General features: G+C 36.6%; 17 protein-coding genes. 2 read left to right on the top strand and 15 right to left on the bottom strand.

Features of this window, described 5'->3' with window-relative positions; translation table 11 throughout:
• Window positions 1–450: 450 nt before the first annotated feature.
• Window positions 451–1,662, top strand: coding sequence for an alanyl-tRNA editing protein (locus tag BR73_RS0115975; protein WP_033166348.1), 1,212 nt, complete (start codon window positions 451–453; stop codon window positions 1,660–1,662).
• A gap of 268 nt (window positions 1,663–1,930) precedes the next feature.
• Here the strand turns inward: BR73_RS0115975 and BR73_RS0115980 are convergent, their stop codons facing one another.
• From BR73_RS0115980 to BR73_RS0116035, 12 genes are all read right to left on the bottom strand, one after another.
• Window positions 1,931–3,316, bottom strand: coding sequence for an NADP-dependent glyceraldehyde-3-phosphate dehydrogenase (locus tag BR73_RS0115980; RefSeq protein WP_033166349.1), 1,386 nt, complete (start codon window positions 3,314–3,316; stop codon window positions 1,931–1,933).
• A 127-nt stretch (window positions 3,317–3,443) separates the two neighbouring features.
• Window positions 3,444–3,809, bottom strand: a complete 366-nt coding sequence (locus tag BR73_RS0115985) for a BlaI/MecI/CopY family transcriptional regulator (protein WP_033166350.1) — start codon at window positions 3,807–3,809, stop codon at window positions 3,444–3,446.
• A gap of 465 nt (window positions 3,810–4,274) precedes the next feature.
• Window positions 4,275–5,591, bottom strand: a complete 1,317-nt coding sequence (locus BR73_RS0115990) for an AAA family ATPase (protein WP_033166351.1) — start codon at window positions 5,589–5,591, stop codon at window positions 4,275–4,277.
• A 20-nt stretch (window positions 5,592–5,611) separates the two neighbouring features.
• Window positions 5,612–6,535 (bottom strand): RluA family pseudouridine synthase, encoded by a 924-nt coding sequence (locus BR73_RS0115995; protein WP_033166352.1) that lies wholly within the window; start codon window positions 6,533–6,535, stop codon window positions 5,612–5,614.
• A gap of 129 nt (window positions 6,536–6,664) precedes the next feature.
• Window positions 6,665–7,255, bottom strand: a complete 591-nt coding sequence (gene lspA, locus BR73_RS0116000) for a signal peptidase II (protein WP_081848685.1) — start codon at window positions 7,253–7,255, stop codon at window positions 6,665–6,667.
• The gene (gene aroB / locus BR73_RS0116005; RefSeq protein ID WP_242860687.1) at window positions 7,243–8,475 is read right to left on the bottom strand and encodes a 3-dehydroquinate synthase; all 1,233 of its coding nucleotides are present in this window, start codon (window positions 8,473–8,475) and stop codon (window positions 7,243–7,245) included. Before aroB ends, lspA begins: the two co-directional genes overlap by 13 nt.
• Window positions 8,447–9,067 (bottom strand): DivIVA domain-containing protein, encoded by a 621-nt coding sequence (locus tag BR73_RS0116010; protein WP_051685246.1) that lies wholly within the window; start codon window positions 9,065–9,067, stop codon window positions 8,447–8,449. The genes aroB and BR73_RS0116010 overlap by 29 nt, the downstream gene beginning before the upstream one ends.
• A 12-nt stretch (window positions 9,068–9,079) precedes the next feature.
• Window positions 9,080–9,841 carry a YlmH/Sll1252 family protein gene (locus BR73_RS0116015; RefSeq protein ID WP_033166353.1) on the bottom strand — a complete coding sequence of 254 codons (762 nt, stop codon included), beginning with the start codon at window positions 9,839–9,841 and terminating at the stop codon, window positions 9,080–9,082.
• A gap of 1 nt (window position 9,842) precedes the next feature.
• The gene (locus tag BR73_RS0116020) at window positions 9,843–10,112 is read right to left on the bottom strand and encodes a YggT family protein (RefSeq protein ID WP_033166354.1); all 270 of its coding nucleotides are present in this window, start codon (window positions 10,110–10,112) and stop codon (window positions 9,843–9,845) included.
• Window positions 10,113–10,114: 2 nt separating this feature from the next.
• Window positions 10,115–10,678, bottom strand: a complete 564-nt coding sequence (locus tag BR73_RS0116025) for a cell division protein SepF (protein WP_033166355.1) — start codon at window positions 10,676–10,678, stop codon at window positions 10,115–10,117.
• A 33-nt stretch (window positions 10,679–10,711) separates the two neighbouring features.
• Entirely contained in the window at window positions 10,712–11,419 is a 708-nt protein-coding gene (locus BR73_RS0116030) for a YggS family pyridoxal phosphate-dependent enzyme (protein ID WP_242860688.1), read from the bottom strand.
• Between the two features lie 59 nt (window positions 11,420–11,478).
• A complete protein-coding gene (locus tag BR73_RS0116035; RefSeq protein WP_033166356.1) occupies window positions 11,479–12,867 on the bottom strand; it encodes an HlyD family efflux transporter periplasmic adaptor subunit in 1,389 nt (462 codons plus the stop codon).
• A gap of 377 nt (window positions 12,868–13,244) precedes the next feature.
• Between BR73_RS0116035 and BR73_RS0116040 the strand changes: the two genes are divergently transcribed.
• Window positions 13,245–13,442, top strand: a complete 198-nt coding sequence (locus tag BR73_RS0116040) for a DUF378 domain-containing protein (protein WP_033166357.1) — start codon at window positions 13,245–13,247, stop codon at window positions 13,440–13,442.
• A 63-nt stretch (window positions 13,443–13,505) separates the two neighbouring features.
• Here BR73_RS0116040 and BR73_RS0116045 read toward each other — a convergent pair whose 3' ends face one another.
• From BR73_RS0116045 to BR73_RS0116055, 3 genes are all read right to left on the bottom strand, one after another.
• Window positions 13,506–13,925, bottom strand: a complete 420-nt coding sequence (locus tag BR73_RS0116045; RefSeq protein WP_033166358.1) for a hypothetical protein — start codon at window positions 13,923–13,925, stop codon at window positions 13,506–13,508.
• Between the two features lie 230 nt (window positions 13,926–14,155).
• On the bottom strand, window positions 14,156–15,166 hold the full coding sequence (locus BR73_RS0116050; RefSeq protein WP_051685247.1) for a serine hydrolase: 1,011 nt from the start codon (window positions 15,164–15,166) through the stop codon (window positions 14,156–14,158).
• A complete protein-coding gene (locus BR73_RS0116055) occupies window positions 15,147–15,545 on the bottom strand; it encodes a methylglyoxal synthase (protein WP_033166359.1) in 399 nt (132 codons plus the stop codon). The genes BR73_RS0116050 and BR73_RS0116055 overlap by 20 nt, the downstream gene beginning before the upstream one ends.
• Window positions 15,546–15,549 lie beyond the last annotated feature (4 nt).

Below are 15,549 nucleotides of genomic sequence, written 5' to 3' on the forward strand. Positions count from 1 at the left end.
TGATTATAATACACAAAATCCATGAAATACTGTCAAGGGTTTCAGCGGTTAATTACCGAAACAAAGTACTGGTAAAAACCATTTGAAACTGATAAAATGAAAATTGCTTATCATTCCAGGATATATTCTTTCTGTATTTGCACTGCTATCCGACGCAATCTAAGATAATTATAAACTCGGAAGCATATTATTTAGTTAAATAATGTGTTATATAAGTTGTATGATTAAGTTTCACTCTATCATGTATAAAGGGTTGAATATTAAGTCTTTTGACACATTGAGCTTAGTAAGCAGCAAGTAAACTTATATAGAGAAATACTTATATCCAAGGATATACTTCTTTTAAGAGTAAAAAAATACAAATAGAAAGGCTGCCACATATAAATCCCATCATACTTTCATTATAGATTGTGGCAATATCGCATTAATACTGCGGTAACAGGTTTATTTATGTCAACTAATACGGTTAAATTATATGATGAAGACAGTTATTTGTCTGACTTTTCGGCTACTGTAATCTCCTGTACTGAGAAACAAAATGACAGCCAGGAAACCTTATACGAAGTTATACTTTCTGCCACAGCTTTCTTTCCGGAAGGTGGTGGACAGGCCTCTGATACGGGTACCTTAAATGGTATCCCGGTTATTGATGTACAGGAAAAGAATGAAATTATCTATCACACTTTAACATCACCCTTGTCAGAGGGGGAGGTAATCAACGGTTCCATAAATAAGTCGAGAAGATTTGATTTTATGCAGCAGCATACGGGGGAACACATCTTATCTGGATTAGTTTATAAGACTTTGGGTTATGATAATGTTGGTTTTCACCTGGAGGCAGATACTGTTACAGTTGATTTTAGCGGAACCTTTACAGAAGAAGACATCAGACGTATTGAGGAACTGGCAAATGATGCTGTATTTCAGAATATACCGGTTATTGCTGTTTATCCGGACAAAGAAACCTTAAATTCCCTGAACTACCGCAGCAAAAAGGAATTGTCAGGTGCAATCCGGATAGTAACCATTAATGGTGTAGATACCTGTGCCTGCTGTGCTCCCCATGTTAAGTCTACAGGTGAGGTAGGACTTATAAAAGTAACCTCCTATCAAAATTACAAAGGAGGAACGAGACTTGAACTTCAATGTGGAAAACGGGCTTTAACCGATTACAACAAGAAAGAAAAGAATATCCAGAATATATCGGTTACTCTTTCAGCTAAAATCTATGAAACCGATGAAGCTGTCAAACGGCTCAAGGACGAGAAATTATCTCTAGAAGCGAAGCTTGCAACACTTTCAGTAAAGCTGTTAAGTTATAAAGCAGCTTCAATACCTTCAGGAGAGGAACCCTATTCCTTATTTGATTACGAAATACAGGATAATCAATTAAGGAATTACGCGAACCTTGTGAAAGAACGCAGAAATGGATTTGTTGGTATCTTTATTCCCTCTGCAAAAGATTCTTCTATATTGGAGACAGATGAAACAATTGAATACCGTTACATTTTGTGTGCGAAAGCTATGGATGTCAGACCTATCGGAGCAGAATTGAATAAAAGCTTTCAGGGACGAGGCGGCGGCAGCCAGGAAATGGTTCAGGGCAGTATAACTGGGGGCAGAAAAGATATCGCTGATTTTTTAAAGAATTACAAATATTAGATCAATCAGTATGCAGATATATTTAATTTGCAAAATCCATGATCTTTTAACCGGGTATTCATAAAGACCTGATTAAAATATCATGGATTTCTTATTTTATTCTATAAATCTTGAAAATTATAAATAAAATATATTACAAATTATAGATGTGGTCAAAAGGTAAAAAACTAGAATTTTATAATGTATGTGCACTTGATGAGATTATTCAAATGTTAATCACCTTGTTTCCATAGGCTTCATACACCACAAAACAGATACTTTGATCTTGTTATCTGTTCAGGTTGATTACAGTTGCTTTCACTCTTGTCATTGCTTCTATGGAATAACGTATTCCCTGGGTTCCGATACCGGATTTTTTAACACCCAGGAAAGGAAAATGATCAGGTCCACGCTCTGTTTTATTATTAATGTGTACGGTTCCTACCTCCAACTTTCCTGCCACATGAAAGGCATCTGTTAGATTCTCAGTAAATACAGAACTTTGAAGACCATATTCAGATTTATTTGCCAGATGAACGGCTTCGTCCACCGTCTTAACACGAAGAATCGGGAGTACAGGACCGAATGGTTCTTCCCAGGCAATTCGCATATCCTCCGTTACTTCGTCAAATAAGGTAGGATATAACAGGGTGCCTTCACGTGTGCCTCCAATAATAAGCTTAGCACCTTTCTGCTTTGCATCTTCAATAAGCTCCCAAACAAAATCTGCAGCTTTTTCACTGATCAGCGGCACTACATCTGCCTGGACGTTTAAGGGGTTTCCAACTGTAAGCTTTTCAATTTCAATTTTCAGATAATTAATTAACTCATCTGCTACGTCTTCTAATACAAGAATCCTTTTAACCGCTGTACAACGCTGTCCTGAATAGGAAAAGGCTCCTGCAACGATATTCTTAGCTGCAAATTCTAAATCGGCATCTTTAAGAACAATTGCTGCATCCTTTCCTCCAAGTTCCATAAGCAGCGGTACCATATGAACTTTTCCTGAAATATCGAGGCCGACTTCGGTACTTCCGGTAAAGTTAATAAAATTAATATCCTGATGGGTTACAATATAATCTCCAATCTCACTGCCTTTTCCTGTGACAACTGTTAATGCCCCTTCCGGAAGTCCGGCTTCCATAAATAGCTTTGCAAGTTCTATTCCGCAAAGACTTCCGGTTGTTGCTGGCTTAAAAACCACCGTATTACCGGAAATAAGTGCAGGCGCTATCTTAGAAGCTGCCAGATTGATAGGATAATTAAAGGGTGAGATGGCAAGTACAACGCCTACCGGTTCTCTTGTAACCATTGCTATTTTTTCTTTGCTAAAGCCGGAAAATGTATCCCCCTGGATACTTTCTCCATGGATACTTTTAGCTGTATCTGCTGTAAAACGAATAAAATCAGCTGTTCTGGTCACTTCTGATGCAGCACTCTTTTGATCCTTGCCAACTTCCATCATGAGTAAATCCGCAAGTTTCTTTGTATTTTCAACCAGAAGGTCTGCGGCCTTATACATAATATCCGCTCTTTGGCTTAAGGGCATTTCTTTCCAACTATAGAAAGCTTCTTTCGCTTTTCCTACTTCTTTATCTACTTCTTCCTTCGACATTGACTTAACGGAACCTAAAAGACTGTTATCAAGGGGAGAAAAAATCTTAATCTCTTGCATATAGTGCTCCTTTCAAATAAACACAATTATTGTTTATTATCCATCAAATATGTGTAAATTATAAAGGTATTTTAAACGTAAAATAATATTTCGTATGTGACTAAGTTACATTGATAATGGTTCTCAATCAAAGCTTCTGTTCACTTATTATCCGCTCTAACTCCAGCAGCTCTCCGGCACCTAATTTTTGGTTTTTTAAGTAATCCGTAAAAAAGTTACATAAAGAACCGTTGTAAAACTTATTGAGTAATGCCTGGGTTTCTGTGTTCTGCACTGTTCTCTTTGAAATAGTTGCCCGGCATAAGAAACCTGGATCTTCTCTTTTCACGACACCTTTATCAATCAGACGCTTGATTACGGTGTAGGTAGTATTCTTTTCCCAGCCTATGTATTCTTTAATTATTTTGGAGATATCCTTTGCGGCCAAAACCTTATTGGACCATAAAAGCTCCATAATATTTAATTCTCCTTCATGTAGACGTATTTCATTCATTCTTGCTCCAATCTGCACTTTAGTTTTTTGTGCTTAAATATAGTAAGAGATCTATATGAAATCCTGATAAAGCTTCCTGCATTGGATTCTTCTATTAGGATTGAAAAAGGATGATTGCTTACACACTACATTTGTAGAATCAAAGTGTATTAACAGGTTTATTATTGTAATTTAAAGGTTTTTAATGTTGTACTATTCCTTATGCTGTCCTCAACCCAGCTCAAATCCATACTGGAGATTCAGCCGATAAAATCTTGTGTGCAAATTATGCCTTTAATCCGTACTACTCACGCATAAAGCAAACCCGCTTATCGAACTGCCTGAATAAGCAGGTTAAATGGCTTATAAGTTGATTTTTGACTATATTTGACTGATTGCAGTATGGAAAGTCTACAACTGTCGAATGTCGTTGCAATTAGGCTCTGTTCAAAATCTACACTAGTAGTTTTTACCATTATCATTATTCTATCTAAATAGAATCAAGTTGTCAATGATATTTTTAACTCCATATAGGGGGATAATATTTCTTGAGGCTTCATCATTGCTGAATTCATCTGTGGTCACCAGCATTTGATTGATCTTAGGCTGCTTATCTTTCAGAGCACCTAAAAGTTTTGATCGCTTTTGTAGTTTCGTTCTTATTTCCAGCGGTAAAACAGGAAAGTCGTTCTTAAAAGCTGCCCTTAACAAAAACAGGGAATGGGACCCTGAAGCTGTCTCCCAGTAACCAAAGGGTATATTGGCACCTGTTAATACTTGTGCGATATAACTTTCAATCAGACCTTCCCGAAAGCCTTCCTTTACTTCACAGCCTGTAATTTTTGACAGAGAATGATATAATCCTATGTCAAAAAGATATAGCTTGAATGCAGAAAAATCGTAATTAACCTCCCCGGTTTCATAACTGCTGATCCTATCATCCGTAATCCTTGGACATATCATTCCACAAAAACTGCTTTTAATAAAGGTCAGGCTATCTTTGTATTGATTCTCCGTAGCTCCTTTTCTGATTTGGTTAAATTGGAACTTTTTATTACGCTTTGACAATTGTTGCGGCAGTGTAAAGAGTAACTGTCTGACCTTTAGAGCACAGCTTTCTTCTTTCATATCAGTTTCATAGAAATAAGAATAAAGTATGTCCCTGTGTATTTGTGTTATATTCTCTGTATTTTCGTTATTTATGTACTCATTCACAGCCGCCGGTAAGCCTCCCACAATTAGGTAGGTCTCAAAGAGATTTACCAGCTCCTCATGAAAAATCTGTGGCAGACTGCTATTCTTATTAACAGACTCCTCTATCATTTCTATATACCATTCATGTCCGGCAGCAGAAAGAAATTCATCAAAATCCATAGGATACAGCTTTAGTGTTGTGTATTTATTTATCATACAGGTAGCTGTTTGGGAATATCCGGATATCATTAAAATATCCCAGCTGGGGTAAAGCTTGCTGATTTTACTAATAACCCCAAGGATTTCCTCTGTACAGATCATATCATCTACAATAAAAAGACCATTGTCATTACCGTCCTCCCATGTTCCTTCTAAAGCAGTAAGTTCTGAAGTTGCACCGGTTAACTGAAAACGTTCAAAACAGGCAGCCAATTTGTCTTTGTCTGCCTGTAATTCGTAATTTATATAGATATATCTTTTGTAAAAGTCCTTTGCCAGGGTTAATGCAAGGTATGTTTTACCTGTTCCTTTGGCTCCGGTTAGTATTAATGGTTTCTTTTGTAAGGATTCTTTCCAGATTTTAAGTTGAGCGAATAATTTTCGTTTCAAAGCTTACTCCTTATCATTGTTTATCTTCTTAATTTATTAAGAAGTTCTTCATAATAAGCAGGAAGAGGGGCTTCAAATTCTACATATGCTCCAGTTGCAGGATGTATAAATCCCAAAACCCGAGCGTGCAAAGCCTGCCCTTCCAGGCTGAAATTACTTTTATTATTGCTGTATAGTTCATCTCCAAGGAGTGGATGACCAATACTGGCCATATGAACTCTTATCTGGTGTGTTCTGCCTGTTTCCAGGGTACATTCTATATGTGCATACCGTCCTCCTAAATTCTCGAGGAGCTGGTAATGTGTAACTGCATGTTTTCCATTTTTGTGATTGACAGCCATCTTTTTTCTATCTACAGGATGGCGTCCGATTGGAGCTTCTACAGTCCCTGTAAGCTCTTTAAAGGGCTGAAAGACAACTGCATTGTATTTTCTGGTTATGGAGTGCACTTTAAGCTGTTCAGCTATGCATTGGTGCGCTTTATCATTTTTACAGGCAACCAGAACTCCTGTTGTATTCATATCAATACGGTGAACAATTCCGGGACGCAATATGCCGTTTATGCCGGAGAGCTCATCTTTGCAATGATACAGCAAAGCATTTACCAAAGTATTCGAATAATGACCAGCTGCAGGATGTACTACCATCCCTTTTCTTTTATTGATTATTATGATATCTTTGTCTTCATACACAATATCTAAAGGTATATTCTCCGGTTTCAGATCTAAATCCACCGGAGGCGGAAGTATCAATTTAATCATATCTCCATCATTAACTTTGTAATTTGCTTTAACTGTGTTCTCATTGACCTTTACCCTGCCTTCTGCTATAAGCTTTTGCAGATAGGAACGGGTCAAATCCTCCTGAGCTTCTGCAAGATAACGGTCAATTCTCAGACCGCCTTCCTCCTGCTCCACAAAGAAGTCCAGTATTTCATCATTCATGAGATTCCACTTTCTTATTTCTAATTAATGTATTTAGCAATTATATAGTAATCTAATTGTATTTTTAGACTCTAATACATACCGCAGGATTTCTTGCAATATTACTAGTATAATAGCTTAAAATACTCGTTATCTGATTTGGTCCTCTTCCTTTTCCTCAGTCTGAGAATCTTCCGGTTTGTCTTTCTCAACAGCCTTCTCACCAGCATCACCACCGGTTGCCGTAACTGCTTTAGTATTTTTAAGGGTAAGGAAAGCAAAATCTTCATCCTTATAATAAAATAACCCCAAAAGCACCAACAGGACAGAGGATATGGTTATATAGCAATCTGCTACATTGAAGATAGGGAAATCAATGAGTTCAAAGTATAAGAAGTCCACTACATAACCTTTAAGGATTCGATCCAAGAGATTACCAACTGCTCCTGCACAGATAAATATAAGGATTATATGAAGCGCATTATATCTTTTCTCATTGGGTACTTTTATATAGATAAATACCATAAAACTCAATAATATAACTGCCATAAGTACCAGAAAAATTGTTCGTCCGCTTAATATGCCCCAAACTGCACCATCATTTTCATGATAGGTAAGCTGAAAAACTTTAGGGATTAAGATAAATGGGTTATCCTGCAGATTTTGTACTACCAGGTATTTTGTGAACTGGTCGAATCCGATTAGCAGGATAAGATATAACAGATGTCTTAATTTTCGCATATTGCCTCCGATAATTTCGTTTTTTTAATACAGTTCACAGCCTCCAGAATATCCTCTCTGCTTACCGATGTGTCAATCACTGCATTTCCTTTTTCTTTTAACAAAATAAATTTAATCAGATTTCCATCTACTTTCTTATCATGAAAGCATACCCTTAAAAATTCTTCAGAAGGAATATCCGTATCCGTTAAGTTAACGGGCAAATTGAAAGAGCTTAATGTTTCTGTAATTTCTGTTACATCGTCTTTGTTAAGATAGCCATGTACCTGAGAAAGGTAAGCTGCCGAGACCATACCAATGGATACGCATTCTCCATGCAATAATTTAAACTCCATTAATCTTTCAATGGAATGCCCCAGTGTATGACCGAAATTCAATAATGCTCTGACACCTTTCTCTGTAGGATCGATTTCGACTACCATTTGTTTGATTTTACAGGAGCGCAGTACCATTTCTTTTAAGGCCTGGGGATCTCTTTTTAAAATAGCCTCCCTGTTGCCCTTAAGCCATTCATAATACTCTATATCCCTGATTAAACCATGCTTTATAACTTCACCCATTCCATTACAGAATTGTCTGTTATCCAGGGTATTAAGATGAGCAAGGTTAATATATACCAGCCTTGGCTGATGAAAAGCACCTACCATATTCTTATAAGCTTTAAAATCAACACCTGTTTTACCGCCTATACTGCTGTCAACACAGGCTAAGAGGGTCGTAGGTATCTGCAGGAAGGCTATGCCTCTTAAATAGGTTGCTGCAGCATATCCGGTAAGATCACCTACCACTCCACCGCCTAAGGCAAAAAGCATGTCATTTCTGTCAAAATTGGATTGTATTAATTTCTCATATAAGAGCTCTACTGTCGCCAGGGTTTTACTGTCCTCTCCAGCCGGAAAGGTAAAGGTTTCAACAACTCTTGCATAATCTTTTACGATTTCTAACAGGTTATTTAAGTGAAGCTTACTGACATTCGAATCAGTAACAATACAAACCTTTCTGCCTTCCAGTTTAAGTGCTTCTAATTCTTTCAGAAAAGGGTTATAATCTTCTGCAAGAACAATATCATAGATAGGCGTATTATCTTTCTTAATTGTAATACGATTGGTATTCTGCATCATACGAACCATGCCTTTCTCAATCCTGCAAACGCTGTCCGCAGGCATTAATTTGCGTAAAGCCGCTTTTATGTTATGCTTCTGAGGAGTGAAAGAATTCAAATGCCTCCAGCTCTTCCGCCGTTACACCCGTATCCTTTGGTTTATCCTCTCTGTCGGTCTGCTCTGCAGGCTCTAAGGTTACTGCAGCCTGTTTATTGGAGATAACTGCTCCGACATTTTCCAGGGACAGGTCAAGATCGTCCGTATGTATTCTAAAGGCTTCACTTTCCAGAAGCTCTGTCTGTGCAGCTGCAAGATGTTTAAATTGTGTCTTGAAAGCCTCATATTGCTGAACCAATTTTATTGTCTGTTGTTTCAGCATTACAACTTCTTTATAGCTTTCTGATATAATCAGCTGTGCCTTACCGTTCGCTTCATCTTCAATTGCTTTCGCCTGTTTTCTGGCTGCTTCTTTTGTATCCTCTGCCGCCTGTTCTGCAAGCAGCAGCGCTTTTTGAAGGGTCTTTTCGATAGATTTATAATAATTAATACCTTCATTTAAAGTATTAACCCTATCATTTAATTCCATGTTTTCTTTGTACATGGTTTCATAACTTTTCTGCAATTCAGATATAAAACCTTCTACATCCTTTTTGTCATATCCAATACCTGATTTAAAAGTTTTACTTTGCAGTTCAATCGGTGTTATCATAACTTTCCCCTCCTAAATGTATTTTAATAACGATACATAATACCGTCCTTTTTTCGTCTGATTCTCAAGTCCTTTATAAATAAATTTCCCGTGACCTCTCACGGATACAGTTTCATTTTCTTTTAACTGATAGCTGTTACTTTCTATAAGCCTTCCATCAACATAGACCTTACCTCCCGCTATTAATGACAATATGCTGCTCCTGGAGGATTGAAAGGCCAGCGCAATGACTGCATCCAGTCTTGGCGAGGCTATACTGCCCCGGATTTCCTTGAAATCCGGCGGGAAATCAGGTAAGTCCCCGTAAATTACTTCGCAGTTTACTTTTGTATGTTTTATCTTCTCTAAGTTATCTGCCAGAAAATTTCCTATTCTTGATTCACAATATACAAAACCTTCTTTTTCCTTAACCAGAATATCCCCTATTTTGCCTCTCTCAATTCCCAGATTCATGATAGAACCCAAAAAGTCTCTGTGACTGAATTCATCACTGAATTTCTTATTATTAGGGAGAATCTTTATACAGGCAATATAATCGGAAAAAGCTTTCACGGAGGAATCTCCGCAAAAGCATAGAATTTTCCTTTCCGCAGTTTCAAACCCGCCGAAAAGCTCATGATTTACATTTGGTAATTCCGGTTTTATACTATGAAAAATACTGATATCATGCAGTGTAAGAAAATCAGTATAAGTATTTATGTTCTTATTATAAGCAGTTCTTGCCAGCTCCATTAACCGCTTCTTTAATAGATTATCTTCTTTATCCGTGTTCATCTTAGCTCCCGTTTAATAATTTTACAAAGAAATCCTGTAAAAACATGATTAACACAAAACTGATCAAAGGTGATAAATCAGCGGCAGGATTGCTGAAAATAGAATATTTCAGCAGAAAGCGCACCGGTGTTAAAATCGGCTCAATTAACAAGGACAAAAGATTTTTGAATTTTTCTCCCCCATTAAACCAGGAGGATACCATAAATAGTAGCAGTATTACCTGCAATACTACAAAAAACATATAAAAGGTTGAATATATAGTTTGAACCATTATTAGAAATCCTTATTTAGTGTAGGCACTTCGAAGCCATTATTCTGTAGTATATCTGCATAATCTCCGGATATGTCCACGGACTCCGGTGATATGATAAAAATAAAACCTGATATCTGATGCAATTTACCGTTTAAGGAATACACCGCACCTGATATAAAATCCATAATACGCTGGGCCAGATCAACATCCAGTCCTTCCAGGTTAATTACAGCAGCTCTTCCTGATAAAAGCATATCACAGATTTCCTGAGAATCTTCAAATGTACCGGGTTTCATGATACAAACCTCAAATCCTTTGGGGCTTGTCCTTATAGGAACCACCTTACTTGGACCGGACTTGTCCCTTTCCATCTTCATCTGCCTTTCTTTTCTTGCCTCATTCAACACATTATTGACGGTTTGGGAAGGCATTTCTGTTTCATAGGCAGGCTGATAGGCGTTTTTTACCGCTTTCTTTTCTTGTCTTTCTGCACGCTTATATTCTTTTTCATCAAAATCGTCATCTTCATATTCATCTTCAGTAAGCTTTAGTGAATCTAAAATACTTTTAAATATATTTTCCATGCTCCTTGTCTCCTATCTGTAATTATGTCGCCCCTAAAGGCTTGTATAATTACGTTCCCCGAAAATACCTGTTCCTACCCGGACCATTGTTGCTCCTTCTTCAATGGCGACTTCGTAATCCCCTGTCATTCCCATTGAGAGCACATCCATAGTAACATTATCAATGTTTTTCATTTTTATGTCAACATTTAATTGTCGCAATTTTCTAAAATACTTTCTGTTTTTTTCAGGTTCATCCACATTGGGGGCAATTGTCATTAAACCGCATATCCGAACATTCGGAAGTTTAGAAATTTCTGTTATCAATGGCAATAGATTCTCTTCTAAAACCCCGTATTTGCTCTCTTCTCTGGCAACATTTACCTCTATAAGAATATTGCTGACGATATCTTTTTTCTCTGCTTCTTTTTGTATCTGCTGTGCCAGTTTATAGGTATCAACCGAATGTATGAGCACTGCTTTATCCACAATATATTTGACTTTATTTGTCTGAAGATGACCAATTAAATGCCATTGTAATTCTTTCGGGAGAACCTCATACTTTTCTGTCAATTCTTGTACTTTGTTTTCTCCAAATACTCCTATTCCTTCCTTGATAGCAACTTCAATGTCCGGAACAGGCTTTGTCTTACTGACTGCGATTAAAGTTACATCATTTCGTTTCCTGCCGGCTCTGGTACAGGCGGCATTTATTCTTAATTCAACTTCCTCAAGATTTTTTCTGATTGCTTCAGAACTCAAAATTATGTCATCCTTTCCTGATTGATTTTAAGTAGCTTTATTATTATGCTATATTTTCATTAATATATTAAAGCTTGTTCTGTTGCCGTACTGCTATCTAAAGCTATATGGTCATATACAGAAAGTCCGTTAACTGTATTTTTCTTGACGATACAGTATTCTTCATTTTGATAAAGTATTTCAATCTGCCGGAAAACCGCATATCCTTTATTTACATTAAAGACTCCTTTAAAAACCTCCGTCTTGTCCAAGATAAAAGTATCCTTTTCGTCTTCCCCGATTATCATATCTCTTGTTCCGAAAAGATTCGTGTCAACATAGGCATATTCTTCATCCTGATAATAGATATCCGTGGCTATAAATTCATGGGTGGTTTTCTCATTGCCTCCATCAGAAGAGGTGATAACACGGGTTAATCCCTCCTTGTTGGAATCCCCGCCTTTTCTAAAATAGGAAAGTGGAACCTGATAGAACTTCTTCTCAACAATGGAAGTAACCGGTATCTTTAAGCCTTCTGCTGAATTTATAACAATTTCCGTAGAAATAAATCTTTGGTTGATATACCTTGGCATATAGCGTGTTAAGGTTACCTGGGCATAATAATCATTGCCTTTCTGAAATATCTTAACCGGCAGTGTTTGCTTCAGTCCATCTGAGGTGAAAATTATAGTAACTTTTTCGTTGTCTTTTATCTTATTATATTGTTCTTCATTTAGAAGATAAAGGATACTCCAATTATCACTTGTTATTATCTTGTAAACCGAATTTCCCTTATTCTGCAGCTTGTTGGTCCGAAGCTGTGTCTTCTGATAGGCACTCTTATCAAAAGTAGCTGAGGTAGCGGAATCTGCACTCAGATTTTCATATCCATCTGTATAATAACATATCACACCGCTTGTATCACTTTTTGCCACTTTTAACGAAGCTGTTTTATCCTTCATTAAAGTCTTTAAGTTCGTGAGCATACTGTCATTGTAGATCTGCATGGAGGAATTCTTAAGTTCTTCTTTTAATTGATAAACATATGTAAAATCTCCGCTGTCATAATCCTTCTGAAAATCTGTTATTTCATTTTTGATAGCCAAGGAATCATCTGAAGATATTGAAGTATTGGTATTATCAGCAGCTAATTCTTCTGCATAAGCGTTACCTTCATCAACGGAATAAACCACTGAATTCTTAGCAACACGTTCTCCATCACGATGATAATAATTTATATACCCGGCAGTATCTGTACTTACAATCTTCTCATCTCTAAAAATAATCCCGTCCAATACAAAGTCATCAGCAGCTGAACCTTCCTTCACCTCATATATGGTTAAATGCTCACTGGTGAAGTAGATATAAATATTAACAATCACATAGACAAAGATAATAAAAAATATTATGAATCCTATATTGATTGTTCTGGCTCTTCTGAATTTAGTAACTTTTTTATCAGAACTCAAATTATAACCCCCTCTGATTTCTATTAACGAACTGATTACATTTTATTTTACCTTTATTCTGCATAAAAATTAATCAAAATCCGCTATTGAAATCTTCTACTCTTCTATACAAGTTAAATTCTATCATTTTCCTCTTCCTGTTATAGAACATTTTGATTATATGCAATCTTTTATGTTTGTAAGTGGTAAAAAATCTTAATTTAACTTCTATATATCTTTATCTATTATACTTTCTACCAGAGAAGAATGAAAGCCCTAAATTAATATTTTTAGACTCATATTTTATATAAATATAAAATGTAAACACCTATATTTTTCATTAAGAATATTTTGTACATAATTGGAAACAATATTGAATGCAAGAAGGAGGTAATCAAGTGAAAACATTAGATTATATCGCATTGACGCTTGTTATCATCGGCGCCATCAACTGGGGTCTTATCGGCTTCTTGGGATTTGACCTTGTAAGAGTGATATTTGGTGACATGACAGTAGTGTCCAGAATTATTTACGCTCTGGTAGGTATTGCAGGTTTGTATGCTCTGAGTTATTTCGGAAGACTTCGCAGCGAATAATAACGATGAGCGTAAAAATAGGAGGCAGGTTAATCATAACCTGCCTCCTATTTTGTGTATATTTTATAAAGCTACTGCTATATTTTCTCTCATTAATTCAGGAAAAGCATGTTCCGCCATGGAAATGCTCAGGGTAAAATCCACATCATATTCTTTTGAAATTTTCTCAATTTTCTTTAAGGTGGGAGTTAAGAGATCACCTTCAATAAAGGCGATGGTTAGAAAACTATCCAGAAAAACTGCTTCCAGATCATGATCCTGTGATACAAGACCGCATAAGAAACCAATAAATTCGCTGGGATTCTCAATACAATAATCTTTCACATTAATAAGCCTTATCCTGTTGCTAAGCTCATACATATGCTTATTGTTCTTATCCAGATAAACTACATTGCCTTTCGCTTCTCTTGCTGCCAGATTAGCTTTTTCGATCAGTATTTTGGTCTTGCCTTTACCTTTTTCGCCTGCTATTATCTGTATCATTGTAATCTCCTCCTTAAGATGTGTATTTAATTAGGTGAAAACTTATAAATAATTCCTTAATACAGTTTTATTATAGTATATTTTCACCTAAAGCACAACCATAATATACCTTATCAGAAATTACATTTCAAATTTCTGATAAAAGGCGGTGCTTTTCCGCCATCCATCCGATTATAGAAACAGCCTTATGTTCCTATGAACAGCTTTATGTTCCTATAATATACAATCGGTCATTTAATCATTTTCAGTAAATCTGTCATTTGTGTGAAAAGACTGTTACCGCTGTCTGCTTTCAAAATAAGGGAGATATAATCTTTATTATCTTTATCCTGGCTATACAAAATGAGGCAGTTACCTGCCTTACTGGTCGTTCCTGTCTTTCCGCCTACTACTGTTATTCCCTCTGGTGCATTCTCTGTCCCTTTAAGATAACGGTTGGTGGTAAGAAAGGTCTTCGTTACTGATTCTTTGGAAACATCTTCATATGTTACAGTATATTCCGTAGTTTTAATAATAGAAAGAAATTCATCATACTTCACCAACTGGTGAAATATCAGATACAAATCGTATGCAGTGGTATAGTGATTATCGTCATGTAATCCATGGGGATTGACAAAGTTTGAATGAACCGCACCTGCATCTTTGGCAGCTTTATTCATCATTTTTGCAAATTCGCCCACTGTACCTCCTACATGCTCTGCGATAGCAATACCAGCGTCATTTCCGGAATAAATAAGAAACGCGTAAAGAAGATCCTTTAATTTAATGGTGTCTCCTTCTTTCAGCCCGCATAACTTAGCTCCGCTTTCCGTTATATGGGAAGCATTATAGCTTACTGTTACAGTATCCTCCAGGTTACCTTCTTCCAGCACTACCAGTGCAGTAATCAGTTTCGTAAGACTGGCTGGATATAACCTCTCATATACATTATTGGCAAAAATCACATCATTATCCGTATCATTGACAATTAAAGAAGATTCTGCCGTTATAGCAGAATCCGACATGTGATTTAGTTCGTCCGGTATTACTACAAGCTCAGATGCAAAAAAATCAGATTGATCACTGCTTAACTCATCGGTATAATTTGCATATACCTGATTCGTTTCAGCAGTATCTGAAAAGGGTAGCGCAAGATTTTCTTTGCTGCTGCATCCAGTGAGCAGTGAAACAGACACTACAATACAAAACAGTTTTTTCTTCATTGTCTTATCAGCTTTCATATCAAGAGCGTAATATTTCACGCCAGTCAAGGTCACCTCTGTCAAGAGCCTTTATCATTAATTCGGCTGATGCTAAATTGGTAGCCAAGGGGATATTATGTGTATCACAAAGCCTTACTACAGTGTTAACATCGGGTTCGTGGGATTTTGGTGAAAGGGGATCTCTTAAAAAAATCACTAAATCCATCTGATTATGCTCAATCTGAGCACCCATCTGCTGTTCACCGCCTAAGTGACCTGCCAGATATTTATGGATATTTAAGTTTGTTACTTCCTCGATTAATCTACCGGTGGTTCCGGTTGCATAAAGCTCATGCTTATTTAATATACCTCGATATGCGATACAAAAATTCTGCATTAATTTTTTCTTTGCATCATGTGCTATCATACCAATATTCATGTGT

This window comes from Clostridium sp. KNHs205, from assembly GCF_000702945.1.
GTDB lineage: Bacteria > Bacillota > Clostridia > Lachnospirales > Lachnospiraceae > Anaerocolumna.

Excerpts from the sequence above, each read along its gene's own strand:
- BR73_RS0116045 (WP_033166358.1), bottom strand. The coding sequence starts at position 13,925 with ATGATACAGATAATAGCAGGCGAAAAAGGTAAAGGCAAGACCAAAATA.
- BR73_RS0115995 (WP_033166352.1), bottom strand. The coding sequence starts at position 6,535 with ATGAATGATGAAATACTGGACTTCTTTGTGGAGCAGGAGGAAGGCGGT.
- BR73_RS0116010 (WP_051685246.1), bottom strand. The coding sequence starts at position 9,067 with ATGATAACACCGATTGAACTGCAAAGTAAAACTTTTAAATCAGGTATT.
- BR73_RS0116025 (WP_033166355.1), bottom strand. The coding sequence starts at position 10,678 with ATGGAAAATATATTTAAAAGTATTTTAGATTCACTAAAGCTTACTGAA.
- BR73_RS0116020 (WP_033166354.1), bottom strand. The coding sequence starts at position 10,112 with ATGGTTCAAACTATATATTCAACCTTTTATATGTTTTTTGTAGTATTG.
- BR73_RS0116055 (WP_033166359.1), bottom strand. The coding sequence starts at position 15,545 with ATGAATATTGGTATGATAGCACATGATGCAAAGAAAAAATTAATGCAG.
- BR73_RS0116015 (WP_033166353.1), bottom strand. The coding sequence starts at position 9,841 with ATGAACACGGATAAAGAAGATAATCTATTAAAGAAGCGGTTAATGGAG.
- BR73_RS0115975 (WP_033166348.1), top strand. The coding sequence starts at position 451 with ATGTCAACTAATACGGTTAAATTATATGATGAAGACAGTTATTTGTCT.
- BR73_RS0115985 (WP_033166350.1), bottom strand. The coding sequence starts at position 3,809 with ATGAATGAAATACGTCTACATGAAGGAGAATTAAATATTATGGAGCTT.
- lspA (WP_081848685.1), bottom strand. The coding sequence starts at position 7,255 with ATGCGAAAATTAAGACATCTGTTATATCTTATCCTGCTAATCGGATTC.
- BR73_RS0115980 (WP_033166349.1), bottom strand. The coding sequence starts at position 3,316 with ATGCAAGAGATTAAGATTTTTTCTCCCCTTGATAACAGTCTTTTAGGT.